Origin of the sequence: Paenalcaligenes sp. Me131 (assembly GCF_050487225.1) — a bacterium.
Classification (GTDB): Bacteria; Pseudomonadota; Gammaproteobacteria; order Burkholderiales; family Burkholderiaceae_B; genus Paenalcaligenes.
Map to the genome: position 1 here is coordinate 229,578 of NZ_JBKQGY010000003.1, position 26,690 is coordinate 256,267.

Here is a 26,690-nt window from a genome sequence, read left to right on the forward strand (position 1 = left end):
CGGGCCGTCCCGGAAAACATGACACGCTAGATGGTGAGAGGTCGTCCTCTGAGAAAATTTTATCTGTAGGGGTGTACAGCTACAAGTTACGCTGGCTTTTTGCCCACACTTTTTTCTGTAACCAAGCCTGCCCATTCACTAGGAACACACCCACTAACACCAAGCACGCCCCTACTAAGAATGATTTTTCTACACGCTCATCCAATAACCATGCACCTAGGATCAGGCCAAATATAGGTGTCATGAAGGTCAACACCCCTAATCGTGCCGCCAGATAGCGCTCTAGCAACCAAAACCAAACAAAATAGCTAAGCAAGGACACCAGCAAAATTTGAAAGATCAGGCTCACCCCTAAGGTTGTGCTCAGCGTGATGTCTGTTTGCCCTGTGAACAGCACAAAGACCGAAACAACGGCAAAGGTTAGCCACATCTGACAGAACAACACCTGTGTCACCGGCGCTGTTTTAAGTTTGGTGGTGCGCAACACAATGGTAGTACCACCCCACAATGCACCAGCACCCAGCGCCAAGACATCCCCTAACCAACTAAGCGGATGCGCATTATCAGAGGGGGCAGCACCACTTAAGGTGGGCCACAAAAAGGCCAACGCTATCCCTAAAAATGCTAACGCTATGCCTATCCATTGCAGGCGATTTAAGCGCTCGTCCGGCAAGAAACCATGCAAGCCAATGGCCACAAAAATGGGGGCTGTATACAAGAACACCACGACGTGAGACGTGCTGGTATAACGCAGCGCTTCAGCAATGAGCAAAAACTCTAGGCCAAATAGCGAACCCACCACTAGCCCTGAACGCCCCAAAATACCGGGTAACCATGCATCGTGCAGCCAACATCGATGTATCACAAAGATTAAAACGGCTACCACGCCAGAGCGCAGTGCTACTTGCAATGCCGGTGCCATGTAATCTGCAGCACCTTTTAGTGCAATTTGTTGCATTGCCCAAATCAGGCACAACACCACCATGATGGATACTGCTGAACCATCAACCGCTTTTCTCATTTTGATGCCATACCTTGCTGACTATGTAATGTTTCATAGTAGCGATTTGGCATCAAAGATATATAGTGTGAATACCCACTTTACTCAGCGCACAACCGTCATCTACTGCTAACGTATGACGCCTTACTCAACAATTACGCGAGTTTCAAGATTGAAGCACCCAACACAATAAAGCCTATACCCACATACCCAGAGCGGTTCAAACGTTGTTGGAAGAACACGCGCCCTGCCATCGTGGTCAAGAATATACCGGTACCACCCCACAACGCATACGCAATAGATAAATCTATGCCCTGTACAGCCTGTGAAAGTGCAGTGAACGAAAGAAGAATACTACCGATGCCAAGAAACCCAGCCCAGCGCTTCTTGAAACCATCTGAATATTTGATGAATATGTTAGCGGTCACTTCCAACAGGATAGCGGCCAACATAAAAAAATAGTGAATCCATTCTGCGTTTTGCATGGTTTATGACTCCTCCACCTGATGTGGAACACCGAGATTTACCAGCATTACGCCTACCATCAGCACGCCCATACCAACCAGCTTTAGCGTACCAACTTGTTCACCAAAAAATCGGAATCCGATAAAAGCAATGGCGATCAATCCAATAGTCTCCCAGGTGGCATAAGCCAGAGCCATTGGTAAATACTGCATCGTCGTTGCTAAGAAATAAAAAGACAAGCCAATCATGGCATACATGAACAACAGAGCTTCCCAAGATCCAGAGTCGGAAACTAACTTCATGGTGGTCACACCACTTATCTCTGCTGCTATGGCTGCCAACAGGAACAGCCAAGGTTTGACTAACACGATAATCCTCATATAACGCGGAACACGGAGCTATTCTCCTCCCACTCATCAAAAACCCAAAGATGACTCCCATCTGAATTTGAGATAGGATGGCGTTATGCAATGGAGCCTAGAGCAACTTCGACAATTTGTGATCACTGCCGAGCAGGGGTCTATCAGTGCTGCGGCACGACATTTGGGTAAGGCCCAGTCGGCGGTCAGCACAGCTATTTCCATGCTGGAAGCAGACCTTGGCGTAGAGTTGTTTACACGCAGCGGACGCAGCGCCCAACTGACCGAAGCGGGGCGTGTACTACTGATGGAAGCCCGCGAATTGCTACGCCAAGCGCAAGAGCTTGAGCAGCGTGCGCAGTCACTGGCAGCAGGGGATGACGCCTCGTTATCTCTGGCGTTAGACGAAGCCCTACCCTACACCGCCATACGCACCTTAATACGCGAAATTTCCGATCGATTTCCGCAGCTTGAACTGACGTTGTTAAATGGCACAGCCGCCGAAGTCGCCGGATACGTAGAACAGCAACGCGCCGAAATTGCCTTTCACTACGACCGTGAAACGGTGCACGACTACTTTGATCAGCGCCATATCAGTACAGTGCCTCAAGGGATTTTCGTCGCCAGTGGCCACCCTTTACTACAAGAGCAACCCGTTAGCCGCAAAGACCTGATGCAATATCGGCAACTGGTGATGCACACCGACGGCGACGAAGAACCCACCTACAGCACACGACTGTGGCATTCCGATAGTTTCTACAGTATTGCCGAGATGGTGGCTGATGATGTGGGCTGGGCAATCTTGCCGTTAAACGTTGCGACTGACGACAGCTATCCCAAACCGCTCAAGCAAGTGCATTGCCCATCATTGGTCTTGCCTCTTTTGTCAGTGCGTATGCTGTGGTTACAAGGTCAAGCCCTCAACCCAACGGCTCGCTGGGTTGAGAAACGCTTTGCCGAACTGCTAAAACGCCCTGTGTAAGAAGGTGCTGTATTTAAGCGCCCTGCTCAGCAGAGGCGCTGGCATCTTCAGGCGATTGGTAATGACGTAATACACGCCACACCACACCCGTTAGCAACGCCACCAATGCCGCCGCAGAAAACAGCACCATGCTATGCGCACTGGAATACGCATTTTGTGCAGCGAGAACCAAGGCATGGCCTTGCTCTGCCCCCAACTGCTGGGCCATCAGCATCGTTTCGCCAATAGACAAACCAGCTTTGCTGGCTACCTCGGGCGGCAACCCTGCGGGTAGTTGGATGTGGTTGGCGTAATTCGCGGTTAACACCAAGCCAAACCCAGCAATCCCCAACGCGGAACCCAAATCATAGCTGCTGGCGCTGAGGGCCCCAGCGGCACCGGCTTTTTCTTCTGGCGTGCTACCCATGATCGCCACTGAGGAAGCCGTTAAACCCACGCTTAGCGACAACCCCAAACCGATCAGCATGATATTGATACCTAGACCTACCTGACTGAAGTCGCTGGCCCCCAAACCGAATAAGCTCAAGGCCGACACCAACAACGATAAGGTAGCAATAGGTCGCAGCCCCACGCGCGCCAAGAGCATACTTCCCAACGGCCCACCTACAGCCGAGGACACCATCAAGGGCAACATCACCAAGGCTGCGGTAAGCGGACTTTTACCCAATACAAACTGCAGCTCTTGTGCGATGGTGAGCTCTACACCTGCCAACGCCCCCATCACGACAGTGGCCATTAGCACCCCTGTGCGCAGCGCAGGCAGCGCAAACAAGCCCATGTCCAACATCGGAGCATCAGAATGGCGCTGCTTTTGCACAAACCAGGCTAATAGCCCCACACCTATGGCGCAGAACAACAAACTGTAGCCCCAGTCACCATCCGGTTTAAAGCCTGATTTCACACCATATACGGCGGCTAATAGGCCCACCATGAGGATCAGCGCCTGGCCTATAGTCCAGTCCCCTTTGCCCGTCACAAAATGACGTGGAATCAGTACATACGCCATAGGCCCCACAACGAGCATAATGGGTACATTCACTAAAAACACCGAGCCCCACCAGAAATGCTCCAGCAGCGCACCGCCCACTAACGGGCCCAATGCCGCCCCCGCAGACCCTACGGCGCTCCACAGCCCTAATGCTAAGGCACGCTCTTTGGGGTCATCAAAGCTTTGTCGGATGATAGCCAACAAAGAAGGGATCACCATGGCGGCACCACATGCCATTAAGGCACGCGCCAGAATCAACACTACCGATGACCAAGCGTAGGCCGCCAAGATGGACATAGCGGTAAACACCACCACACCCCATAGCAGCAACAGCCTATGGCCTATACGGTCAGCCAGCGTTCCCATAGGAATCAACATACTCACCATCACCAGTGAGTAGAGATCAATAATCCACAACACTTCGGTGCCACTGGCTTGCAACGCCAAGGTGAGTGAAGGGATAGCAATATGCAGGATCGTAAAATCCAGCACGATAGGAAAGAACAGCAGCATTACCGCTAGCAATACCAGCCAGCGATTATTTGTCACGTGTGACAAAGACTTCTCCAGATAAACAACAGCGACTAGGTCGCTTCGGTTCGAGCGCGTTTTTTTCGTCGTGGCAACTTGAATTCACTGACCAATACGCCCAATACGATCAGTGCGCCACCGATAATGGCAACAGCAGGCAATCTATCACCCGCCATTCGCCCTACTATGCCAGCCCATACCGGTTCGCTGGCATAGATCAGAGTGGCCCGTGTGGGCGTCACCGTACGCTGCGCCCAGTTCATGGTGAACTGAATCACCATACTACTTAAGCCCAACCCTACCGCTGCCACCAACCACACCCACGAAAATTCGGGAATGGACTCACCTGCTATGGGCATACAGAGAAATGACAACACGCCTGCTGTCCCTGTTTGCACCACCGTAATGCGTTGCACATTCACTTTACCGGCAAAATAACCGATCAATATCACTTCTACCGCAATGGCAAAAGCTCCTATCAGCGTCGCAATTTCACCCGCGCTCAAACTGAAACCTGCCGTCGTTGGTCCCGCCAATAACACTAACCCCACAAACGCTAACGTGACCCCTATTAAAGTCATGAGGCTAGGTGCTTTACGCCATACCATCCATTGCAACAAGGGCACGATGGGCACGTAAAGCGCGGTGATAAAACCCGACATGCTGCTGCTGACGGTTTGCAGCCCATAGGTTTGCAAGCCATAGCCTGCAAAGATACTCGCGCCTATGACCGTGCCAGCCAACAATTCTGTGCGTGTTATGCCACGCATGGCGTGCCTGAATACTACCCACCCTATAAGTCCTGCCGTCACAAAGCGCAGCCCCACAAAAAACAGCGGACCGCTGTATTGCATGGCTGTGTGTATGATCAGAAAGGTAGTTCCCCACAACATGGTCACTGCGACCAGAGCTAATTCCTGCTTACTCATCGAAAACATGTTGGGGACTTATAGAAAGAAGAAAAATGTACATAACACTATAAGCTGCTATCTTATAGTATTCATTGCTGACTGCGCACTACGTAGTCCGATAACAATGATCACTCCTTTCTTTTTGCGTTTTATACACACCACATCATGCAACATAAGGTCTTGGCTATTTTACAAATGGGCGACCCACCGCTGGATATACAGCAAAAACTGGGCGTGCAATCGGATTGGGTGATTGCCGCACTACCCGAGACTTCCATTACCGTAAAAGTACTGTATCCCGCCTCGGGCGATACCTTGCCAGAACCCCACCTGCTCGCGGGTGCTATTTTGACGGGTTCTACGTCGATGGTGACAGACCGTGAGCCATGGAGTGAGTACACCGCCGACTGGATACGACTAGCAATAGAGCAGCAACTCCCCTTACTGGGCATTTGCTATGGTCATCAATTGATTGCTCACGCCCTGGGTGGCGTGGTGGATTACCACCCTGCTGGGCGTGAAATAGGGCAATTGCCCATACAGTTGCATGACGGAGCTCAAAACGACCCTCTGCTGGCTGGTTTGCCGCCCACCTTTATGGCTAACCTCACGCATGAACAAAGTGTTTTGCAACCACCCGAGCAAGCCACGATACTGGCATCGTCTGAGCACGATGCCCATCAGATTTTGCGCTACAGCCCTTACGCTTTATCGCTGCAATTTCACCCTGAATTTTCTACCGAGGTGATGAGCTACTTTTTAAGCCGACGTGAGGCGCTGTTTAGCACTGAAGGCTACGATATTCCGGCTATGTGTGCAGCCTTAGGCTCTACACCTGTCGCGCGGAAAATTCTGCATGATTTCGTTGAGTTGTGTGCTACCACACCAGCCGTCTCCAACATCGGTGCTGCGGTTAATGCTAACTAAGTACCCCACCACACATCGCAGCAAAAAGGCCAACCATGATTAGGGTTGGCCTTTTTTGATTCAACATTGCAACGGGTTAAAACACGCGCTACCTACTAAGGCTGTATTGGTGCAAAGTAAACCAGCGTTTGTCCAAGCCCCCACAGCAACAGCAAGACTACTGGGATATGCACTAACAACTGCACAAAGGTAAACCCAATCAGATCCCGTGCTTTCACACCCAATACCCCTAGTAATGGCAACATATAGAAGGGGTTAATTAAGTTAGGCAAGGCTTCCGCAGCGTTGTAGATCTGTACTGCCCAACCCAAGTGGTATTCCAATTGGTTAGCCACCAGCATCACGTACGGTGCTTCAATAATCCATTTGCCACCGCCCGACGGGATGAAGAAGCCCAGTACTGCCGAGTACACACTCATCAACAATGCATAGGTATCGTGTGAGGCAATGCTCACAAAGAACTCGGAAATGTAATGCGCAATAGTGTGATCACCAGAGCCCTGAACCGTGGTCATGATGGCAGCAATAGAGCCATACAGCGGGAACTGGATCAACACACCTGTAGTTGTAGGCACCGCTTTGGCCACAGCTTCCAAGAAACTACGTGGACGCCAGTGCAACAACGCCCCTGCCATCAAGAACAACAGGTTATAGGTATTCAAACCAGAAATTGCCAAAATCGCAGGCTTAGTGGCGAACTCTTGCCATAACCAACCACCAGCCAACAATACCAACACAATGATCAGCAGTGGGCTGTGCTCTAACCACTCACCTGGGCGTGTAGGTTTAAAGGCTTTAGGCACTTCAACCGTAGGGTCTACACCGCACGCTTCTGCATCTTTAGCAGCACCATCGCTAGGAGCCGTCATGTAGGCCACGATTACCGATACCACGATCAATGTCAGTAGCATCACGCCGGATTGCCACAAGAAAATCGTTTCTGTAAACGGAATTACACCTGTAATAGCCAAAATGGATGGTGGCAAACTAGCTGGGTTAGCTTGCAACTGCGCTGCCGATGATGACAAGCCCAATGCCCATACTGCACCTAACCCCAAATATGCTGCCGCACCTGCTGCACGGTAATCCATTTTAATGTCTGTACGGCGCGCCAAGGCTTTCACCAACAAACCACCAAACACTAAACTCAGACCCCAGTTCAGCAGCGATGCCAACATAGAAACAATGGCTACCCATGCCACCGCTGAGCGACCATTTTTAGGCACTCTGGCACACAGGTCAATTAACTTAGAAGCAGGCCCTGAACTGGCCACCACATAACCACCAATCACCACAAAAGCCATCTGCATGGTGAAGGGTATTAAGCTCCAAAAACCATCCCCAAATGCTTTAGCGGTTGCCCCTACTGGCGCACCAATGGCTAATGCCGCCACTGCTACGATCAGCACTGCCAAGGTTGCGAACACCCATGAGTCTGGAAACCAACGTTCTGCCCAACTGGCACAACGCATGGCAAAACGAGCCGATCGGCTCTCTTGTAATGTAGACATGCAACTTCTCCGAATATTTTATTGTGTATACAGATCAGAACCATTACATCACTGCACAAAAAAATGGCTGACCCCTTATGAGGGCCAGCCATTTATTGGTGCTATGGCTTATAAATTCCGCTGTGCGGCCCGTGGCCGTCACCATCGGATGCCGCGATTCTACCTCAACAGAGGAACACCTGTTTGAGACTGGATTTCGTCGAAGCTTACGCCTTCAGCCAACTCAACCAATTTCAGGCCATCTGGCGTGACATCCATCACACCCAAGTCGGTGATGATGCGGTCTACTACACCTACACCTGTCAAAGGCAATGTGCACTCTGGCAGGATTTTAAGGTCGGTAGTGCCATCTTTTTTACGGGCAACGTGCTCCATCAGCACAATCACACGTTTCACACCGGCCACCAAGTCCATCGCGCCGCCCATGCCTTTCACCATTTTGCCTGGAATCATCCAGTTAGCTAAGTCACCCGCTGCAGTGACTTGCATAGCGCCCAAAATAGACAAGTTCACTTTGCCGCCACGAATCATGGCAAAGCTCTGATCACTACCGAAAATAGACGAACCTGGCAGTGTGGTCACGGTTTGTTTACCCGCGTTGATCAGGTCAGCATCCACTTCGTCTTCGGTAGGGAATGGGCCAATACCCAACATACCGTTTTCGCTTTGCAGCCAAACCTCAATGCCTTCAGGTACATGGTTAGCCACCAGCGTAGGAATACCAATCCCTAGGTTCACATAGAAACCATCTTGCAATTCTTTGGCCGCGCGAGCCGCCATTTGATCTTTGGTCCATGCCATGACTATCAAGCTCCTGCCTTGGTGGAAATGGTGCGCTGTTCGATGCGCTTCTCGGGATTGGGGTTATGCACAATGCGATGTACATAAATGCCGGGCAAATGCACATCGTCAGGAGCCAACTCGCCCACTTCCACGATTTCTTCCACTTCTACAATGGTAATTTTGCCTGCGGTAGCTGCCGCTGGGTTGAAGTTACGTGCGGTGTAACGGAAACGCAGGTTTCCGGATTTGTCCGCTTTATGGGCTTTAATCAGCGCCACATCCGCAACCAGAGCTTCTTCCATTACGTAGGTTTCACCGTTGAACTCACGCAGCTCTTTACCTTCTGCTACCAAGGTACCTACGCCAGTTTTAGTGAAGAATGCAGGAATACCTGCGCCACCAGCACGCAGCTTTTCAGCCAACGTACCTTGGGGGGTAAATTCTAGTTCCAGTTCGCCGGACAAGTACTGGCGTTCGAACTCCTTGTTTTCACCTACGTAAGAAGAAATCATCTTCTTGATTTGTCGGGTCTCTAATAGTTTGCCTAGACCGAAGCCATCCACACCTGCATTATTGGAAATGGCAGTCAGGTTTTTCACACCAGAGTCACGCAGCGCATCAATCAATGCTTCAGGAATGCCACATAGGCCAAAGCCGCCTACAGCCAGAGTCTGGCCATCAGCTACTACGCCTTTCAGAGCTTCCGCCGCCGAAGGATAGAGTTTGTTCAAGGTAAGTCCTCCGTCAATAATTATTCATCAAGTCTATCCTGCCACACTTTACAGATAATGGTAGGTAGACTTGGCAGCTTAAGGTGCTTGCTATGATAATTTACCAAGATGCACTACGTAAGCGCATACGTAGTTTTTCGTACAGGAGAGGCTTTGTCAATGCTGGAGGATTACCGGTTGGCCTTTGAAATGGCCCCAATCGGTCTCGTTATCTCGCGTCATCGCACCATTGTGGAGTGCAATCAGCGGGTCTGTGAGATTTTCCAGACTACCCGTGAGGCACTAGTGGGGCAGTCTTTTCTCACGCTGTACCCCACGGCAGATGAGTTTGAACGCCTAGGGCTACGTATCCCCCCGATCATGAATGCCACAGGCCTGTATTCAGACAGCCGCATCATGAAGCGTGCATGTGGGCAGTTCTTCTGGTGCCATGTAACAGGTCGCTCGTTTGACCGTGAAAAACCGCACGATGCTGGCATTTGGAGCTTTGAGGACATCAGCGAGCAACGCCCTATTTCAGAACACCAATTAACACCACGCGAACGCGAAGTGGCCGCCCGTGTACTAGAAGGTAAAAGCGCCAAAGTCATAGGCAAAGAACTAGGCATTAGCCACCGTACCGTGGAAATCCATCGCTCGCGCCTAATGCAAAAATTTGGGGCCAGTTCTACGGCTGACCTCATACAAAAAATGCTTAGCGTTTAATCTTGCTCATACGTTTTCGCTGCTTTACCACGCCCCGTTGCTTTCAACATAGGGTGCTGCCCCATGTATTCGTGCAAGAAGTGTATAAAGCTAGTCGCCGCTGGTGATAACGCCCGCCCTTGTCGGGTAAACAAATAAAAACTACGCGTGATCACGGGGCGATATAAGGCCCGCATTTCTAATTGGTACAGTTTGACTAATGGGGTGGCATAAGCCACGCAAATGGTCACACCCAAACCGGCATTCACCATCGCCAAGGCGGTAGACATAAAGGTGACTTCATTGGCTGGCTCTAACACCATGCCACGAATGGCGCCGTACAGATCCTCAGACAAACGCTCAATAAACTGCCCCTGCAACGAGATCAGCGGGTATTGCGTCAAATCTGACCAGCACACCCTACGCAGTTTTTCTAATGGGTGCCCCGGTGGGAACACTGCCATAAACGGCCCTTTAAAGAGTGCTTGAGCATGAATATCAGAATTGTTGTCTCGCTCTGGCCCTAAGCCTATGTCTACTTCACCCGAAAACACCCGCGACACCACGCTTTCTACGGCGCAATCCACCAGCTTCACCCGTATGCCGGGGTAACGCTGCGTGTAAGCCGCGATAATGCCTGGCAATAAGGTGGACGACATCAACTGTGGAGCGGCAATACGCACCAACCCACTTTTGAGGTCTTTTAAGTTAGCCGACTCATCCAGCGCATGGTCTAGATCGTTCAGCACCTTTCCAATAATGGGTAATAAATCTTCCCCCACCTCGGATAACTGCAGCCTACGCGTGCTTCTATCAATCAGCACTAAGCCTAAAGCCGTCTCTAATTCTTTGATCAGCGCACTGACAGCAGACTGACTTACAAACAAGCTCTCAGCCGCCAACGAAAAGCTCCCCGTGCGTGCCACCGCCACAAAGGCGCGCAACTGCCGTAAGGTCACGTTACGCTTACTACGCAAAAGCTGTAATTGATCAGCAGACACAACGTTTTCCTTATCTAATGGTTACCCCTAATTTATAAGGTAAATTGATATAACAATCCATAAATATCATTTGTTTTATAAGTAATTATGCCTTGTAATAGGTTCGTCACTGTGTGATCTGGGCCACTTCTGGCTCCTTATGTGGCTACAAGGCCCACATGGTCACAGCTCTACCTTTAAGGGGACATCCATGCAAATCAAAAAAATTCACCACGTTGCTTACCGCTGTAAAAACGCTAAGGAAACTGTGGAGTGGTACGGCAAGTACCTGAACATGCGTTTCATCCTAGCTATTGCTGAAAATGAAGTGCCTTCCACTAAAGAACCCGATCCTTACATGCACGTATTCTTGGATGCAGGTAACGGTAACGTATTGGCGTTTTTTGAGCTGCCTACCCGACCAGAAATGGGTCGTGACACGAACACACCTACCTGGGTGCAGCACTTGGCGCTAGAAGTAGATTCCGTAGACGACTTGATGCGCACTAAAGCCACTTTGGAAGCCGATGGCATTTCCGTGGTTGGCCCTACTGATCACACCATTTTCAAATCCATCTATTTCTTTGATCCTAACGGCCACCGTCTGGAATTGGCTGCAAACACTGCGACCCCAGACATGAGCAAGAAACTGGACGACGTGAAATGGGCAATGTTGGAAGAGTGGGATCGCACCAAAAAAGCCCCACAACATGCACAGTGGATGCATGACGGCAGCTATCAGGCCAACTAAACCTCTGGATCACGCATGTTTCTTAAATCCCTGACACATTGGATCAACAAGGGGCTAGAGCTGTTTCTAGTCGTTTGCCTTGCCATCATGGCCGTACTGGTATTCGGTAATGTCATTCTGCGCTATGGCTTCGACTCGGGTATTGCTGTTTCGGAAGAATTAGCAAGACTGCTGTTTGTCTGGCTGATCTTCCTTGGCGCGGTGCTGGCAACTCGTCAGCACGCCCACATTGCTTTTAATTCCTTTCTGGCCAAACGCTCGCCTACCTCCCGCAAGATTTTGGTAGCTATCAGCAGTTTATTCATGCTGGTTGGCGGCATTATTTTCGTTATTGGCGGTTGGAAGCAAACCGTGATCAATATGGACAATAGCTACCCTGTGCTGGGCATTTCTTATGCTTGGTTGTACGGCACGGCTATTGTTTTTGGTGTGGGTTTAGCTTTGAGTACCATTTTGAATATGTGGGAAAGCATTACTAGCCCCACAGGCTTCCCAGGCGGAGACGAATAACATGACCGCCGTATTATTGTTTCTTGGCATTTTGGTTGGGCTGATTTTTATCGGCATGCCCATCGCCTTTGCCCTGCTGTTTTCTGCCATCAGCATCATGATGGCCACCGACTCGTTCGATACCCAAATCGTGGTACAGAACGCTATTGGCGGCGCAGATAACTTCATTCTGATGGCAGTGCCGTTTTTCATTCTGGCTGGCGAGTTTATGAACGCCGGCGGTTTGTCTAAACGTGTTGTGAATTTGGCTAGCGCCTTCTTTGGTCACCTACGTGGTGGTCTAGGTTACGTCACGATTTTTGCTGCTCTACTGTTAGCCAGTTTGTCCGGTTCTGCCGTGGCAGATACGGCTGCGTTAGCAGCGATCTTGATGCCTATGATGCGCCAAGCTGGTTACGACCCTGCACGTGCAGGTGGTTTGATGGCGGCTGGCGGGATTATTGCCCCCGTATTGCCACCTTCCATCGGTTTGCTGCTGTTTGGTGTAGTGACCAACGTGTCCATTACCCGCCTGTTTATGGCTGGTATTGTGCCCGGTATTTTGATGGCCGTATCGCTGATCGTAGCGTGGTACTTAGTGTCCCGCAAAGATACTACGGTCACTATCAACCCTCGCGTTCCTATGCGTGAGCGTTTGAAAGTGATGTACCAAAGCTTCTGGGCTCTACTGATGCCCGTGATCATTATTGGTGGTTTGCGCTTTGGTATTTTCACCCCTACAGAAGCCGCTGTAGTGGCTGCGGCGTACGCGCTGTTTGTAGGTACGGTGATTTACCGCGAACTCACCTGGAGCCGCATTTATCACTGCTTGCTGATGTCAGCCCGTTCATCGGCCGTGGTATTGATTTTGGCTGCATTGGCTATGGTGGCCTCTTACATGATCACCATCGCCGACATTCCTTACCAAGTTGGTGAGTGGATGGATGTCTTTACCGACAATCCTATCTTGTTGGTTGCTGTGATGATGGCTGTGGTCTTCACCGCAGGTATGGTGTTGGACATGATCCCATTGGTGCTGATTTTTGCACCCGTGTTCGTGCCTATCGCTGTAGATGCTGGTGTAGACCCTGTGTACCTAGGCGTGCTGTTTGTGATGAACTGCGCGATTGGCATGATCGTGCCCCCAATTGGGGTGGTACTGAACGTCGTAAGCTCGCTGGGCAAGATCAGCATTGAACGCGCAACACGTGGTGTGATGCCTTTCTTGATCGCTGAGCTACTGATTTTGATACTGCTTATTTTGTTCCCACAGCTGGTTATCACACCTGCTTCGTGGTGGCGGTAAACACAATACTTATTATTCTGGAGATATCCCTATGCGCACTACGCTACTAAAAAAATTGGGTGTATTACTGGCTACCGGCCTGCTGTCCAGCGCCGCTGTTGCTCAGACTATTGATGCAAAATTTGCGGTAACACTGCCTAAAACTTCACACCAAGGTTTGGGTGTGGCGAAGTTTATTGATCTGGTCAAAGAGAAAAGTGATGGCCGCATCAAAATCCGCCCTTACTACAACGCAGCGTTGGGTAACGACGTACAAGTAACCTCGGCTTTGCAAGGCGGCACCATTGAATTTACCGTGCCACAAACCTCTACCCTGACCGGTATGGTGCGTGAGTTTGAGATTCTGGATTACCCATTCTTGTTCGCTAACGAACAAGAAGCTGACACCATTTTGGATGGCGCTATTGGTCAGCGTTTGCTGGATCAATTGCCAGAAAAAGGCTTAGTAGGTTTGGCGTACTGGGAAAACGGTTTCTTCAACGCGACCAACAGCAAGCACCCTATTACTAAGCCTGAAGACTTCGAAGGCCTGAAATTCCGTGCCGTACAAGCCAAGATTTCTCAAGAAACTCTGAAAGCACTGGGCGCAAACCCTGTGTCCTTAGCTGTGCCTGAGATCTACACCGCATTGGAAACTCGCACCATCGACGGCCAAGGTACACCTACTGCTGTAACGTCATCCTTGAAACTGGGTGAAGTGCAGAAATACCTGTCGTTGACTAAACACTCCTACGGCGCATTCTTGCCTCTGGCATCCAAAAAATTCTGGGACAAACTGTCTGAAGCAGATCAACAGATCATCAAAGAAGCTGCTGAAGAAACCCGTATTTACCAGCGCGAAATTGCTCGCCAGCAAGCCGCTGACGCCCAAGCCGCTTTGGCCGCTCAAGGTTTAGAAGTTAACGAAGTAAGCGACGCCGAAATGGTTCGATTCCGCGAAAAAATGCAGCCTGTATGGGAAAGCTTTAACGCAGAAATCGGCCCTGAGTTCGCTGCTGAGACCTTCTCCGAAATCGAGAAGCTGCGCGCTGCTCCTGCTAACTAATACAGCTGGGGCTACCGCGTAGCCCTGCCCCACCAATTCCGAATAAGGAAAAGTCATTATGAAACTTGCTACCCTGAAACAAGGTGGCCGTGATGGTACCCTGATCGTTGTAGACCGGACATTGACACGCTACACGCCCGTGCCCCAGATCGCTGCCACCCTGCAAGCTGCCCTGGATAACTGGGAGCAGGTTGCACCTCAGCTGCAAACCGTTTACGACGCATTGAACCGTAACGAAGTGGCTGATGCAAAACCCTTTGATAGCCAAGCCGTACATTCTCCACTGCCACGTGCTTACCAATGGGCAGATGGCTCTGCTTACGTGAACCACGTTGAATTGGTACGTCGTGCTCGTGGCGCTGAACTTCCAGCCTCGTTCTGGACTGACCCCTTGATGTACCAAGGCGGTTCCGACTCTTTCATCGGCCCACGTGACGATATTCCTGTTCCCTCTGAAGAATGGGGTATTGATCTGGAAGCCGAGATCGCTGTGATCACTGGCGATTTGCCTATTGGCGCTACACCAGAACAAACTGCCGGTGCTATCCGTTTGCTGATGCTGGTGAATGACGTATCGCTGCGTAACCTGATTCCAGGTGAATTGGCCAAAGGTTTTGGTTTCTTCCAATCCAAACCCGCTTCGGCTTTCTCGCCAGTAGCGGTGACACCAGACGAACTGGGCGATGCATGGCAAGACACCAAAGTACACCGTCCTTTGACTGTGCACCTGAATGGCAAACTGTTTGGTAACCCAGATGCTGGCACCGACATGACCTTCAACTTTGCACAATTGGTCGCACACGTCACTAAGTCACGCGAAGTAGAAGCAGGTTCTATCATTGGTTCGGGTACGGTATCCAACAAACAGGGCAACCTGCACGGTTCTTCCATTGAGAACGGTGGCGTAGGTTACTGCTGCTTGGCGGAAGTACGTATGTACGAAACCATTGAAACCGGTGCGCCACAAACACCGTTCTTGAAGTACGGCGACACTGTGAAAATTGAGATGCTGGATGCGCAAGGCCAAAGCATTTTTGGCTCTATTGAACAACGCGTAGTACCAAACTCCTAATCCACTAGGTGTGCCCGTCTGCGTGACGCAGGCGGGTAGCCCTCACCGGCCTAGATCCCATGAAACTATATAGTTATTTCCGCAGTTCTGCGGCATATAGGGTTCGTATTGCCCTCGCATTGAAAAAACTGCCTTTTGAGATCATCCCTGTGCACCTATTGCGGGATGGCGGACAGCAATATCAGCCTGCGTATTTGGCAAAAAACCCTATGGGCATAGTCCCCAGTCTGGAAACCGATGATGGCCTAACATTGACGCAGTCGTTAGCGATTATCGAGTATCTGGATGAGACCCACCCAGACGTCGCTTTACTGCCTGCTACGCCTGCTGAGCGTGCGCGTGTACGAGCTTTGGCGTTAACCATTGCCTGCGATATTCACCCCATCAACAATCTGCGCATCTTGAAGTATTTGCAGAACACCTTGGGTGTGGATAACGATCAGAAAACCGAGTGGTATTTGCACTGGCTGAAACAAGGCTTGGCAGCTGTAGAAACCATGCTGGCAAACGACCCTCATACGGGCACCTTCTGCCACGGCGATACACCCGGACTTGCCGACTGCTGCTTGATACCTCAGGTATTCAACGCTAAGCGTTTCAAGCTACCTATGGAAGACTACCCTACGATTAGCCGTATCGTAGACGCTTGCGAAGCGCTACCCGCGTTTCATCAAGCTGCACCAGCGCAGCAACCCGACGCTGAGGCATAAAATCGTATTCATCGCACACGCTGGGGACTGCGGAATACTTTTTGTGATTTGTACACCAAATCAAAAAAGTTTCCTCTCCGTCCCCCGGTTGTTCTGACTGTGGATAGGTTTACTGCCCTTTCTGAAGCAATACTAGCTTCGTGTTTGCACGATGCAAAAAGGGGCAGAATAAAATGCCCCTTATCTTGTCGCAGAAGTACTTATTATCTCAACAGCGACCATCGTAAAGCTCGTTGCAAGCAATGAAGGAAAGGCTATTGCATACAGTGGTTGATCCGTAGGTTTCAGCGTCTTTGCTTTCTACTTAGCAATCCCAAACGCTACGGACCAAGGGTAGATTAGCTCAGCCCAGTTACCGGCACGCAGGCACCGTGAATAGCACTGGCATCCTCTGATGCCAAAAAGCCAATGACTGCCGCCAGCTTCTCTGGACTGACCCAACGAGCTGGGTCTGCATCCGGCATAGCGTCACGGTTTTGTGGCGTATCAATGATAGTAGGCAATACACAATTTACATTAATGCCCTGCTCACGTAGCTCGGCTGCCATGCTTTCTGTGATACGACTTACCGCACTTTTTGCTGCAATGTAGGCGCCCATATCAGCCAAACCTTGGCGTGATGCAAAAGCCCCTACGTTTACCACCTTGCCACTACCTTGTTGCAGCATGTGCGGTACCACAGCCTGTACTGTGTGCAATACCGTCATAACGTTCATATCGTATTGCTGCTGCCAAGCTGCCAATGGCGTGGCATGCACGGGTTCACCCATGTGAAAACCACCCGCCACGTTGCACAATACATCAATGCGGCCAAACTGCTTCACAGCGTCTGCCACACCTTGCTGCAAGGCTTCAGGCTGCATCAAATCAGCCTGCAGGTAATACACGTTATCGCCTTCTGGCGCCACGGCTTCCAACGCTTTGCGGTTACGTGCCACCAGTACTAAGCGCGCGCCTTTTTTCGCAAAGTGCTGCGCTACCGCCTGCCCCAAATTACCACCAGCGCCACTAATCATCACCACCGGTGAGTGCGTATTTTGCATGTTCACTTCCTGACTACGTTAAGAATTCAGCCTGACGCTTATTTCGCCACAGACTTTTTGTTTGCATGGTAACGGCCAGAGCCACGGTGATACACCGTATCCTCAGCCAAAATAGTACCGGGGTCTAAATCAGGGCGCGTTGCAATACGGTCATAGACCGGCTGGAAATCAATGGCTGCTAATTCCAGCAACGCATCCAGATCCTTGATCACAAAATAGCTTTCTTGGAAATCATCGATACGGTAATTGGTACACATCACCCTATCTAACTCAAACGCTATACGGTTAGGCGAATCGTCTTCTAAGCTAAAGACGCTTTCTGTGCGGGACGAGGCAATACCCGCACCGTAAATGCGTGGTGCACCATCTTCTAGCACTAAGCCGAACTCAACGGTGTACCAGTACACGCGAGCCAAACGGTGCAATACCCCTAATTCTTTAGCGCGCAAACCACCTTTGCCGTAGGCTTGAATGTAATCGGCAATGGCCGGGTTCATCAACATGGGCACGTGGCCGAACACGTCGTGAAACACGTCGGGTTCTTCTAGGTAATCCAGTTCATGCGGCTTGCGTATAAATTGCCCAGCAGGAAAGCGCCTATTGGCCAAGTGCTCAAAAAACACATCATCAGGCACCAACCCCGGCACGGCGACCACTTGCCAACCCGTGTGCTTCATCAGCACCTCGCTCAACTGCTCGAAGTGCGGGATTTTGTCAGCAGAAATAGGCAGCTTTTTCATGCCTTCTACAAACTCTTTGCAGGCGCGCTGTGGCAACAATTTGGTTTGTCGCTCAAACAGTGTTTTCCATACGCCATGCTCGTCGGCCGTATAGCGATCCCACCCTTGATCAATGGTCCAATCGGCGCGTTCTGGCTGAAAGTTATCGCCCGCTGCCAAGCCATGCTTGGCGCTATCCAACGTACTGCTTTGTGCTTCTACCATGTGGGTATCCTCCTGCTATCAAACCTGCATCAGGCCTGATCTGCTGATGCCGCGCATCGAGCAAACACAGAGTCAATAATATGGGCCAGTGCAATGTCGCGCTGGCTCAACCCATCGGCATCGTGTGTGGTCAACACAATCTCTACTCGGTTATAGACATTGCTCCACTCGGGGTGATGATCATGTTTTTCGGCATGCAAAGCCACTTGCGTCATGAATGCAAAAGCTTCAGTAAAGTCATGCAGCACAAACGTGCGTCGGATCAACCCGCCACGTTGTGCTTCATACTGCCAGGAAGGCAATTGTTCTAATGCTATTTGTCTTTCCTGGTCATCCAATTTCAACATGATCATCGTTCCTTGATGGTTACATGCGATGTGGCTTATTCAGCTGTTGCTGTGCCCAGCACACCGCGTTCAATTTGGTCACGCTCAATGGACTCAAATAGTGCTTTAAAGTTTCCTTCGCCAAAGCCTTCATCGCCTTTACGTTGGATAAATTCAAAGAACACAGGGCCTAGTAACGTACCAGAGAAAATTTGCAGCAACAGACGTCGTTGACCACCTTCAGCCGTACCATCCAACAAGATGCCACGTGCTTTCAATTCGTCAGCGTTTTCACCATGCCCGGGAATTCGCGACTCTAGCATTTGATAGTAGGTGGCTGGCGGCGCTTTCATCAGCGGCACACCGGCTTTAATCAACTGATCCACACCGTGGAAGATGTCATCACACAGCAGCGCAATATGCTGTATGCCTTCCCCGTTGAACTGCAGCAAAAACTCTTCGATCTGCCCTGACCCTTGAGCCGATTCTTCATTAAGAGGAATACGAATTCTACCATCTGGCGCTGTCATGGCTTTGGAAACCAGACCGGTATACTCACCTTTGATATCGAAATAGCGGATTTCACGGAAGTTAAACAGTTTCTCGTAGAAATCAGCCCAGAACGACATGCGACCACGGTACACGTTGTGCGTCAGGTGATCGATAAATTTAAAACCATAACCAACAGGGTGACGGTCAACGCCTTCGATAAACTCAAAGTCAATGTCATAGATAGACTGGCCATCGGCGTAGCGGTCAATCAGGTATAACGGCGCACCACCAATACCGCGTATAGCAGGCAAACGCAGCTCCATAGGGCCGGTGTCAATCTCAATGGGCCTTGCACCCAGCTCTAAAGCACGGTTGTACGCATGATGTGCATCACGCACACGAAAGGCCATACCACAGGCGCTAGGGCCATGTTCGGCGGCAAAGTACGCTGCTTCGCTATTGGGCTCACGGTTAACGATGAAATTAATGTCGCCTTGACGGTACAGCGATACGTCTTTTGAACGGTGCTTAGCCACCTCGGTAAAGCCCATCAATTCAAAAGTGCGTTCCAGCAGACCGGGTTCTGGGGACGCAAATTCCACAAATTCAAAACCATCCAGACCCATTGGGTTTTCAAACAAATCCGCCATAACCTTCTCCTGAAAAACAGACTTTTAGATAGTTTTATTTTAAGACTCAACCACCGCACTAAAAATGCAAAAACAGCTCAGTTAAACCCTATAATATGCAGGATTCCTGCATAAATTAGGCATTTAGTTAAAGAAATGAATGAATTTAAGCTTGATAAGACCGACATACAAATATTGCGCCTACTGCAACTACAAGCGCGTGCCTCGTTTGACGAGCTAGCTTCGCAAGTAGGGCTGTCCTCGTCTGCCGTATTACGTCGTGTGAAACGGTTAGAAACCGAAGGGATAATTCTGGACTACCGCACCACCATTCTGCCCGAAGCCATTGATATAGGGCTTACGGCTTATATTAGTGTGCGGTTAGAAAAACAAAGCTCACACGCCAAGAACAGCCCACGTGAAATGTTTAGATCACTGGTGCAGTCATGGTCTGAAGTGGTGAGCTGTGTCTCGTTAGCAGGCGAAATGGACTACATGTTGCGTGTAGTGGTGCGCGACATGGCGCATTTTTCACGCTTTTTATCCGACAAATTACTACGCCACGAGATCGTGCGTGATTGTCGTACCAGCTTTGTGTTGGAATGGGTAAAAGAAGAAAAAGGGCTACCGATTTAGCCCTTTCTATACTGACTTAGCCGCCAACAGGGCTACACAATTCTACTAACGTCCCGTCGGGGCAGCGTACATACGATACCGCCTGCCCCCACTGTTTGATAATAGGCGCCTCAAGCTCTATTGCCCCCGCTTTCAAAGCCTTTCGGTGGGCTTTCAGCACATTTTCGGTCACAAACGCGACTTCTACACCCAGCGGTTTTTCTGAAGTATGGGCCTCTACGTGCCCAGTTGAGAAATTGGTTTCGCCCAAGGAATGCGCGGCGAAAGCCAGTGTAGTTTGGCCGGTTTCTAACTCGCCATACTCACCCGACTCATGCAAAAACCTGCGTTTAAAGCCGAAAGCCTGTGTAAAAAAGCTCAAAGATGCATCCACATCAGGCACATAAATAATCGTGTAGCCGAACTTCATGCTGCTCCCACCCAATGAATGTGTGTTACATTACTCGTAATTGCGTAACCAACGATCAATTTCACCCGCCAACGTACGGCTAGCATTAGCCAAAGCTTGCGCCCCGCCTGCAGCATTCGCTTCAGGCGCATCAATGGTGCTCACGAACGTACGCTGTGCCAAGAGTTTGTCGCCCGTAGCACCGGGCTCAACCAAAGTGGCACGCAATTGCACAACGGCTTTGCTGTGTTGATCATCTTGGAAGATTTGCTCAAAGTTTTCTATGTCTACACGCAGCACCAGCGGATACTGATCGCCTGCTCGCATACGCGTCACGCTGAATTCGGTATCCAAAACAGGGCGACCTTGCTCTAACTGTTGGCGCAACTGCAAACCAAACAGTTGTTCAATAGGTCGGCTCCAACGCGCCTCTTGATACGCACGCAACTGTTGATCCACATTGGCAAAGCGGTACAGCATCGCCGTGCTACCGGGGATCAAGCCCTGACCAGTAATCGCAGCCACCATCACAGGACGCTTGCCCACAGGCAAGTCTACTGGTTTGCTAATGGCTGGCCCCAAATCGTATAACGTTGCCGTGGCAGGTGGTTTAGGCAAAACAGAGCAAGCAGACAGCAATACTGCCCCTGCTACCAAGCCTGCCTTGAGAGCTATGCTTTTCTTCATGGAATGTAGTTTTCCTTGTATCGCAACCATGTTGTGATCCCCCTATCAGTTCGCAGCAGGCGTTCTAAAGCCACGCTCGCCAGGCCCTGGCTGACTACTATCTGGGCCATACAGGAAGCGTTGCGGGTTGCTGGACACTTGATGGATCAATACTTTGACTTCTTGTACTGCACCGCTGACTTCTTCCATCATGCGCTGCAAGCCTGGCAGTGTGGCATTACCCAACTCTGAACCTACGACTGACAACGACTGCGCTGCTTGCTGCAAATTCGGGATGACGCCACCAGGCGCACGCATACTTTGCACAATGCCACTGACGTCTTGGCCCATTTTGGCCAGATTGCCCGCTGCCTGACGTATGACCTGCATGTCTGTTTCAATGTCTTTAGCAATGGTCGCCACTACCGGCTTCAACCCTTCCATGACGTCAGCAGCATTTTGTGCGGCCTCCCCCATCCCGGCGATGGACTTCATTAATACTTGCTGATTTTCTTTGCTCAGTAAGGTGTTCAGGCTCATCACTGTTTCTTGGATTTCCCCCAAGAACTCTGGCCCCATTTCCACCAAACGGCTCAAGTGCGATGGGCGCATTTCTAAACGCCTATACCCGCTTTCCGTCGTTCCTAATACCGGCTGCGCCACGGCGTCATCATCCAGCTCTATATACGCCAAACCGGTCACGCCTTGGTAGCCTAGAGTGGCATAGGTTTTGGCCGAAATAGGGGTGGATTCTTCTACTTTAATATGGATGATGACCAGACCTGGCTGCTCGTCATTAAAGCCTATAGAGGCCACTCGACCCACCGTTACGCCTTTGTAGCGTACGGCTGCTTGCGGCTGTAAGCCTGTCACAGCCTGAGGGCTGGAAAGCTCGTAATCCACGTACGTACCCTGATCACGGGTCAGCCAATAGGCTAGCAAGCTCAAGAGTGCTGCAACAACCAGCACAAAAACGCCAGCTGCCATGGCATGTGATTTATTTTCCATTTACTTCGACTCCAGATGCTGCGTCGAGACGGTCTGTGCCGCCGCTGAAGATTGCATGGGTTCGCGTGCGCGACGGCCTCGTTCACCCAGAAAAAATTGTTCTATAAAAGGATGTTTGAACTGCACGACTTCTTCTACCGTACCTTCCACAATCACTTTCTTTTCTGCCAACACGGCCACTCTGTCACTCAATGCATACAAGGTGTCCAAATCGTGCGTCACCATCACCACGGTAAAGCCCAACTCTTTGTGCATGGCTAACAGCAATTCACAAAACTCATCTGACCCACGCGGGTCTAAGCCTGCAGTAGGCTCATCCAGCAGTAATAACGGCGGGTCCATAATCAAAGAACGCGCCAATGCCACACGCTTGATCATCCCGCCCGATAAATCCGAAGGCATACGTGAGGCGTGTTCGGGTTTTAGCCCCACCATCTGCAGCTTCACCATCGCGGCATCGCGTATGACTCGCTCTGGCAAGCTTTGTTGCTCACGCAATGCAAAGGCGACGTTATCCAGCACATTAAATGCCGAGTACAGTGCCCCGCGCTGAAATAGCATCCCTATACGTGCTGATGCGCCTTCTGGGGGTAAGGAGGCAGGGTCTTGTCCATCAATGCGTACCGTGCCTTTGGTAGGACGTGTTAACCCCAAAATATGGCGCAGCAACACGGTTTTACCGGTACCTGAGCCCCCCACAATCGTGAGTATTTCACCGCGACGTATTTGTAAATCTAGATCTTGGTGCACGGCAAAGGCTTTGTCGCCCGTGCCAAAAACGGTCCACAGCTTTTTAATATCTACCAAGATATCGCTAGCGTTGCCTGCGGCTTGGGCCTGTGTTGGCTGCATGACTTAGAACCCCACGCTTTTAAACAAGATGGCAAACACGGCATCCAGCAAGATGACCGCCGTAATGGACGTCACCACCGACGCGGTCGTGCCCGCACCCAAGCTTTCTGTATTGGGTTTTACCCACAACCCCCAGTAACACCCTATTAATGCAATAGCGCCACCAAACACGGCTGACTTGGCCGTGGCTAACCACACGTTAGCCACCTGCACAGCATTCGGTAATGCTTGTATAAAATACGCTGGTGACAAACCCAAACTGGCTTCTGATGCCCACATCCCGCCTAATAATGCCGCCAAGGTAGTCCATACACTGACCAATGGCATTGCCACCGCCAGCGCTAAAACTCTAGGCATCACTAGCCTATAACCATGCGAAATGCCCATTACCTGCATGGCGTCTAATTCTTCGTTAACACGCATCACCCCTATCTGGGCAGTGATGGCAGAACCCGATCTACCCGCCACCAAAATGGCGGCCAACAACGGGCCTAGCTCACGAATTAATGAAATACCCAAGATATTGACGATAAACGCGTCTGCCCCAAACTGGCGTAATTGCAGTGCCAGTAAGTAGGCCACCACCACACCAATCAAGAAACCTACCAACGCGGTAATGGGTAAGGCCTGCGCCCCCATTCTGAACAAGTGGGCCGAGAAGTCGTGCCAAGGGCCGCGTGAGGGCCGACGAATCAACGTCAGCACATCCAACAATAACTGCCCCAACAATCTGATCATGCCTTTAGCGTGATTCAGACCGTTAAACGTCATTTTCCCCAGTCCAACAAACGAACGCTGTAAGAATGAACATTGAGGCTCAGTAACGGGCTCTACAGTGAACTCTGCCACGCGTTCCAGAATAGCCTGCTGAATATCGGTGGTCTGTAATTGTTCTGGCCATTGCCGTCCCCAGCAATCCCATAGTATTTGGGCAGCCACGTAGTCTAGCCCCTGAGCTTGGGTAAGATCCCAGGAAACCGCTGTACTGCCCGCCACTTTGCGTAATTCGGGCAGCAATCGTTTGCCGTGCTTCTCGTCACTTAATACGCCGGTCTCCCACTGGCCTTGCAAACGCACGATGGTCGTTTGCCCAGAGGTTTCAGTTACGATGACGGCATCCTGAGTAAGCCCCATATATCACTCTATCCTGTATTTTGGCCCACGCTATTTTAACGGTAAGAAGCAAAATGGGGGCAGTGTGCATTGTCACAGAATTTAATTTGTAGCCCGTAGTAAAATCAGCCCACCGAATCACCCCATATAAAGGTAGAGATATGGCACGGGACCTGACCTCCCTTCCGCACGATCCGCCTCCTGTAGGCCAGGCTATTCAAGCCATTCGTAGCCAGCAGAAGCTTTCTTTGGATGCCCTATCTAAACGTTCTGGGGTCTCCAAGTCTATGCTTTCGCAGATTGAACGCAATCTCACCAACCCTACGATTGCTGTACTGTGGAAATTAGCGCAAGCATTAGACATCAGTGTAGGGGATATATTGGGTTTAGGCATGGAAGCCGTCTCGGCGGCTGAGCCTAGCATTACCTTGCAACCTGCACATGCAACGCCGGTCATCAAAAATAAAGACGGTACCTGTGAGCTGCGTATTTTAGGCCCCATCGATTTGGCAGGTACTACAGAATGGTATGCCTTAACGGTAGAACCCGGCGGTGTGCTGGCCTCTGACCCGCATGAAACTGGCACCAGAGAACACTTAACCGTGCTCTCTGGGCACTGGAAAGTACAGTCAGGCAATAGCGAACAGCAACTGCAAACAGGCGATACCGCCCGCTATCCAGCGGATCAGCCGCACACCATTAGTAATGTTGGAGACACCACCGCCACCGCGTGGCTAGTGGTGGAATCTATACGACGTTAGGCCGCTTTGCTAAGCCTTGCATGGCTAGCTGGTACAGGCGTGTTGAAGATATAACCGCGCTTGGCGACACGCAATACCGCGCCCAACATGTCTTCGTTTTTCTGATTCTTTTCCATCGTGGGTACGGTAGCGTCCAAAATAATCACATCAATGCTGTGTTCTTTCAATGTATGCAAATCCGAAGACGAACATTGTTTAACACGATGCAGATTGGCAGGTCGTAATAACCCACCCAAATGGCGCGTATGACAGGAAGACGCACTAAAGGCTTCCAAATCAGAACCTAGAAAAAGAATATCCATGATGTCATGCCCCTCAAGCACTAACAATTCAGTAAAACGAACGATGTTCTATATATAGAACATAAAGTTCATAATATAGAACGACATTCATCAAATCAAGCGCTTCCTGAGATAACGCAGCCAAACTCCCACAATGCCGCCTATGACGGCTGCTTCTGCACACTTTTTGACACCTAAGCATGCACATAGCCGTGGTATTCTCCTTTTTTTATTTTGGGTTATACGCAGCTCATGCCAGAAGACTTACTTCCCGTATCCAGTGACTTACTCATTAAGTACTCTGTTGGTCTTGGTATCGCTATCTTTTGCTTAGCCGGTGCGTTCTGGGCTGATGTGCGATTGCGCCGCAAACAAAGCCTCACACGAAAAATCACCTTTCACGTTATACAAAGCGCATTCTTGTGTTCGCTTGCTTTAACGGTAAACCAGTACGCTGAATACGCCATCATTGACTATAAGCTGCGTGCAGCCAGCTCTGGTGTCGTCGACTTTCTCACCGTTTTGGTGATCGCCCTGATTGTTTTGCGGCAAATATCACTGCTGATTACGCTCTTTGAGAAACACCAAATCAGCAAAGGTAGTGACCCTACCTCTACACGCGTCATTGCCCGAATGCTAAAGATTGCTGTGTTTGTGGTGCTGCTGTTGATGTTTGGGGAGCACTTCGGGCTAAGTTTGTCGGGCTTGATGGCCTTCGGGGGTATTGGTGGTATTGCCATCGGTATGGCCGGTAAAGATATTCTGAGCAACTTCTTCTCGGGCGTCATGCTGTACTACGATAGGCCCTTCAATATTGGGGACTGGATTAGCTCGCCTGATCGCAATATCGAAGGTACGGTGTTAGAAATTGGCTGGCGTATCACCAAAATCAAAACCTTTGATAACCGCCCCTTGTATGTACCGAATTCACTGTTTTCGTCTATTAGCGTGCAAAACCCTGGGCGCATGACAAATCGCCGTATCAATACGCAAATTGGTCTACGCTACGAAGACTCCAGCAAAATTCGCGTCATTGTGGATGACATTAACGCCTATTTAAAAAGCAATACCGACATAGACCAAACGCAAACCATTTTGGTGTATTTCGATGCCTTTGCTGATTCGTCGTTAAACATCATGATTTACTGTTTCACCAAAACTACCGCTTGGGCAGAATGGTTGGGCATACAACAAGATGTGTATCTGAAGATCATCGATATCGTACAAAAACACGGTGCCGATTTTGCTTACCCTACACAAACACTATACGTAAACAAGCAAAGCGATCCTGCCGCGTAACGCCTTAACAGCACCCCATCAAAACCA

31 protein-coding genes are annotated in these 26,690 nt (G+C 50.3%); 12 read left to right on the plus strand and 19 right to left on the minus strand.

Annotation, left to right across the window (positions count from 1 at the left end):
* Positions 1-79: 79 nt before the first annotated feature.
* The 3 genes from ACLPHM_RS12705 to ACLPHM_RS12715 all read right to left on the minus strand — a co-directional run bounded on the left by ACLPHM_RS12705 (position 80) and on the right by ACLPHM_RS12715 (position 1,833).
* Positions 80-1,021 carry a DMT family transporter gene (locus ACLPHM_RS12705; protein ID WP_430221604.1) on the minus strand — a complete coding sequence of 314 codons (942 nt, stop codon included), beginning with the start codon at positions 1,019-1,021 and terminating at the stop codon, positions 80-82.
* 134 nt (positions 1,022-1,155) lie between these two features.
* Entirely contained in the window at positions 1,156-1,485 is a 330-nt protein-coding gene (gene mdtI / locus ACLPHM_RS12710) for a multidrug/spermidine efflux SMR transporter subunit MdtI (RefSeq protein ID WP_430221605.1), read from the minus strand.
* A gap of 3 nt (positions 1,486-1,488) precedes the next feature.
* On the minus strand, positions 1,489-1,833 hold the full coding sequence (locus ACLPHM_RS12715) for a DMT family transporter (protein ID WP_430221606.1): 345 nt from the start codon (positions 1,831-1,833) through the stop codon (positions 1,489-1,491).
* Between the two features lie 97 nt (positions 1,834-1,930).
* On the opposite strand from ACLPHM_RS12715, the gene ACLPHM_RS12720 reads away from it, so the two are divergent.
* The gene (locus ACLPHM_RS12720; RefSeq protein ID WP_430221607.1) at positions 1,931-2,806 is read left to right on the plus strand and encodes a LysR family transcriptional regulator; all 876 of its coding nucleotides are present in this window, start codon (positions 1,931-1,933) and stop codon (positions 2,804-2,806) included.
* A gap of 13 nt (positions 2,807-2,819) precedes the next feature.
* On the opposite strand, the gene ACLPHM_RS12725 is transcribed toward ACLPHM_RS12720, so the two are convergent.
* Positions 2,820-4,427 (minus strand): MFS transporter, encoded by a 1,608-nt coding sequence (locus ACLPHM_RS12725; RefSeq protein ID WP_430222020.1) that lies wholly within the window; start codon positions 4,425-4,427, stop codon positions 2,820-2,822.
* Positions 4,379-5,263, minus strand: a complete 885-nt coding sequence (locus tag ACLPHM_RS12730) for a DMT family transporter (protein ID WP_430221608.1) — start codon at positions 5,261-5,263, stop codon at positions 4,379-4,381. Before ACLPHM_RS12730 ends, ACLPHM_RS12725 begins: the two co-directional genes overlap by 49 nt.
* A gap of 138 nt (positions 5,264-5,401) precedes the next feature.
* Here ACLPHM_RS12730 and ACLPHM_RS12735 point away from each other — a divergent pair, with 138 nt between their 5' ends.
* Positions 5,402-6,163 carry a glutamine amidotransferase gene (locus tag ACLPHM_RS12735; protein ID WP_430221609.1) on the plus strand — a complete coding sequence of 254 codons (762 nt, stop codon included), beginning with the start codon at positions 5,402-5,404 and terminating at the stop codon, positions 6,161-6,163.
* Between the two features lie 95 nt (positions 6,164-6,258).
* Here the strand turns inward: ACLPHM_RS12735 and ACLPHM_RS12740 are convergent, their stop codons facing one another.
* The 3 genes from ACLPHM_RS12740 to ACLPHM_RS12750 all read right to left on the minus strand — a co-directional run bounded on the left by ACLPHM_RS12740 (position 6,259) and on the right by ACLPHM_RS12750 (position 9,188).
* Positions 6,259-7,674: a short-chain fatty acid transporter gene (locus ACLPHM_RS12740; RefSeq protein WP_430221610.1), complete on the minus strand. Its 1,416-nt coding sequence runs from the start codon at positions 7,672-7,674 to the stop codon at positions 6,259-6,261.
* 159 nt (positions 7,675-7,833) lie between these two features.
* Positions 7,834-8,475 carry a CoA transferase subunit B gene (locus ACLPHM_RS12745; RefSeq protein ID WP_430221611.1) on the minus strand — a complete coding sequence of 214 codons (642 nt, stop codon included), beginning with the start codon at positions 8,473-8,475 and terminating at the stop codon, positions 7,834-7,836.
* Between the two features lie 5 nt (positions 8,476-8,480).
* Positions 8,481-9,188, minus strand: coding sequence for a CoA transferase subunit A (locus tag ACLPHM_RS12750; protein ID WP_430221613.1), 708 nt, complete (start codon positions 9,186-9,188; stop codon positions 8,481-8,483).
* Between the two features lie 159 nt (positions 9,189-9,347).
* Between ACLPHM_RS12750 and ACLPHM_RS12755 the strand changes: the two genes are divergently transcribed.
* Positions 9,348-9,893 (plus strand): LuxR C-terminal-related transcriptional regulator, encoded by a 546-nt coding sequence (locus ACLPHM_RS12755; protein WP_430221614.1) that lies wholly within the window; start codon positions 9,348-9,350, stop codon positions 9,891-9,893.
* Here the strand turns inward: ACLPHM_RS12755 and ACLPHM_RS12760 are convergent.
* Positions 9,890-10,873 (minus strand): LysR family transcriptional regulator, encoded by a 984-nt coding sequence (locus ACLPHM_RS12760; protein ID WP_430221615.1) that lies wholly within the window; start codon positions 10,871-10,873, stop codon positions 9,890-9,892. The genes ACLPHM_RS12755 and ACLPHM_RS12760 overlap by 4 nt on opposite strands.
* A 190-nt stretch (positions 10,874-11,063) precedes the next feature.
* Here ACLPHM_RS12760 and ACLPHM_RS12765 point away from each other — a divergent pair, with 190 nt between their 5' ends.
* Genes ACLPHM_RS12765 through maiA form a run of 6 tightly spaced genes read left to right on the plus strand, consistent with a single transcriptional unit; the run spans position 11,064 to position 16,225 of the window.
* Positions 11,064-11,603 carry a VOC family protein gene (locus ACLPHM_RS12765; RefSeq protein WP_430221616.1) on the plus strand — a complete coding sequence of 180 codons (540 nt, stop codon included), beginning with the start codon at positions 11,064-11,066 and terminating at the stop codon, positions 11,601-11,603.
* A gap of 15 nt (positions 11,604-11,618) precedes the next feature.
* Positions 11,619-12,113: a TRAP transporter small permease gene (locus tag ACLPHM_RS12770; protein WP_430221617.1), complete on the plus strand. Its 495-nt coding sequence runs from the start codon at positions 11,619-11,621 to the stop codon at positions 12,111-12,113.
* A gap of 1 nt (position 12,114) precedes the next feature.
* A complete protein-coding gene (locus ACLPHM_RS12775) occupies positions 12,115-13,398 on the plus strand; it encodes a TRAP transporter large permease (RefSeq protein WP_430221618.1) in 1,284 nt (427 codons plus the stop codon).
* A 31-nt stretch (positions 13,399-13,429) separates the two neighbouring features.
* Entirely contained in the window at positions 13,430-14,443 is a 1,014-nt protein-coding gene (locus tag ACLPHM_RS12780) for a DctP family TRAP transporter solute-binding subunit (protein ID WP_430221619.1), read from the plus strand.
* 58 nt (positions 14,444-14,501) lie between these two features.
* Positions 14,502-15,515 carry a fumarylacetoacetate hydrolase family protein gene (locus tag ACLPHM_RS12785; protein WP_430221620.1) on the plus strand — a complete coding sequence of 338 codons (1,014 nt, stop codon included), beginning with the start codon at positions 14,502-14,504 and terminating at the stop codon, positions 15,513-15,515.
* A gap of 59 nt (positions 15,516-15,574) precedes the next feature.
* Positions 15,575-16,225, plus strand: a complete 651-nt coding sequence (maiA, locus tag ACLPHM_RS12790; protein WP_430221621.1) for a maleylacetoacetate isomerase — start codon at positions 15,575-15,577, stop codon at positions 16,223-16,225.
* A 338-nt stretch (positions 16,226-16,563) separates the two neighbouring features.
* Here maiA and ACLPHM_RS12795 read toward each other — a convergent pair whose 3' ends face one another.
* The 4 genes from ACLPHM_RS12795 to hppD are packed head-to-tail and all read right to left on the minus strand — an operon-like array spanning position 16,564 to position 19,680.
* Entirely contained in the window at positions 16,564-17,268 is a 705-nt protein-coding gene (locus tag ACLPHM_RS12795) for an SDR family NAD(P)-dependent oxidoreductase (protein ID WP_430221622.1), read from the minus strand.
* 38 nt (positions 17,269-17,306) lie between these two features.
* Complete coding sequence (phhA, locus tag ACLPHM_RS12800) at positions 17,307-18,212, minus strand: phenylalanine 4-monooxygenase (protein ID WP_430221623.1); 906 nt, start codon at positions 18,210-18,212, stop codon at positions 17,307-17,309.
* A gap of 29 nt (positions 18,213-18,241) precedes the next feature.
* On the minus strand, positions 18,242-18,559 hold the full coding sequence (locus ACLPHM_RS12805; protein WP_430221624.1) for a 4a-hydroxytetrahydrobiopterin dehydratase: 318 nt from the start codon (positions 18,557-18,559) through the stop codon (positions 18,242-18,244).
* Between the two features lie 35 nt (positions 18,560-18,594).
* Entirely contained in the window at positions 18,595-19,680 is a 1,086-nt protein-coding gene (gene hppD, locus ACLPHM_RS12810) for a 4-hydroxyphenylpyruvate dioxygenase (protein WP_430221625.1), read from the minus strand.
* Between the two features lie 135 nt (positions 19,681-19,815).
* On the opposite strand from hppD, the gene ACLPHM_RS12815 reads away from it, so the two are divergent.
* The gene (locus ACLPHM_RS12815; RefSeq protein WP_430221626.1) at positions 19,816-20,295 is read left to right on the plus strand and encodes an Lrp/AsnC family transcriptional regulator; all 480 of its coding nucleotides are present in this window, start codon (positions 19,816-19,818) and stop codon (positions 20,293-20,295) included.
* A 16-nt stretch (positions 20,296-20,311) separates the two neighbouring features.
* On the opposite strand, the gene ACLPHM_RS12820 is transcribed toward ACLPHM_RS12815, so the two are convergent.
* The 5 genes from ACLPHM_RS12820 to ACLPHM_RS12840 are packed head-to-tail and all read right to left on the minus strand — an operon-like array spanning position 20,312 to position 24,343.
* On the minus strand, positions 20,312-20,704 hold the full coding sequence (locus ACLPHM_RS12820; RefSeq protein ID WP_430221627.1) for a VOC family protein: 393 nt from the start codon (positions 20,702-20,704) through the stop codon (positions 20,312-20,314).
* A gap of 30 nt (positions 20,705-20,734) precedes the next feature.
* The gene (locus ACLPHM_RS12825; protein WP_430221628.1) at positions 20,735-21,370 is read right to left on the minus strand and encodes an ABC-type transport auxiliary lipoprotein family protein; all 636 of its coding nucleotides are present in this window, start codon (positions 21,368-21,370) and stop codon (positions 20,735-20,737) included.
* A gap of 45 nt (positions 21,371-21,415) precedes the next feature.
* Positions 21,416-22,357 (minus strand): MlaD family protein, encoded by a 942-nt coding sequence (locus ACLPHM_RS12830; RefSeq protein ID WP_430221629.1) that lies wholly within the window; start codon positions 22,355-22,357, stop codon positions 21,416-21,418.
* Complete coding sequence (locus ACLPHM_RS12835) at positions 22,358-23,209, minus strand: ABC transporter ATP-binding protein (RefSeq protein ID WP_430221630.1); 852 nt, start codon at positions 23,207-23,209, stop codon at positions 22,358-22,360.
* Positions 23,210-23,212: 3 nt separating this feature from the next.
* Positions 23,213-24,343: an MlaE family ABC transporter permease gene (locus ACLPHM_RS12840; RefSeq protein WP_430221631.1), complete on the minus strand. Its 1,131-nt coding sequence runs from the start codon at positions 24,341-24,343 to the stop codon at positions 23,213-23,215.
* 140 nt (positions 24,344-24,483) lie between these two features.
* Between ACLPHM_RS12840 and ACLPHM_RS12845 the strand changes: the two genes are divergently transcribed.
* Positions 24,484-25,083 (plus strand): helix-turn-helix domain-containing protein, encoded by a 600-nt coding sequence (locus ACLPHM_RS12845; protein WP_430221632.1) that lies wholly within the window; start codon positions 24,484-24,486, stop codon positions 25,081-25,083.
* On the opposite strand, the gene ACLPHM_RS12850 is transcribed toward ACLPHM_RS12845, so the two are convergent.
* Entirely contained in the window at positions 25,080-25,385 is a 306-nt protein-coding gene (locus tag ACLPHM_RS12850; RefSeq protein WP_430221633.1) for a hypothetical protein, read from the minus strand. The two genes, ACLPHM_RS12845 and ACLPHM_RS12850, sit on opposite strands and share 4 nt — an antisense overlap.
* 231 nt (positions 25,386-25,616) lie before the next feature.
* On the opposite strand from ACLPHM_RS12850, the gene ACLPHM_RS12855 reads away from it, so the two are divergent.
* Positions 25,617-26,663 (plus strand): mechanosensitive ion channel family protein, encoded by a 1,047-nt coding sequence (locus ACLPHM_RS12855; protein ID WP_430221634.1) that lies wholly within the window; start codon positions 25,617-25,619, stop codon positions 26,661-26,663.
* The last annotated feature ends 27 nt before the right edge of the window (positions 26,664-26,690 follow it).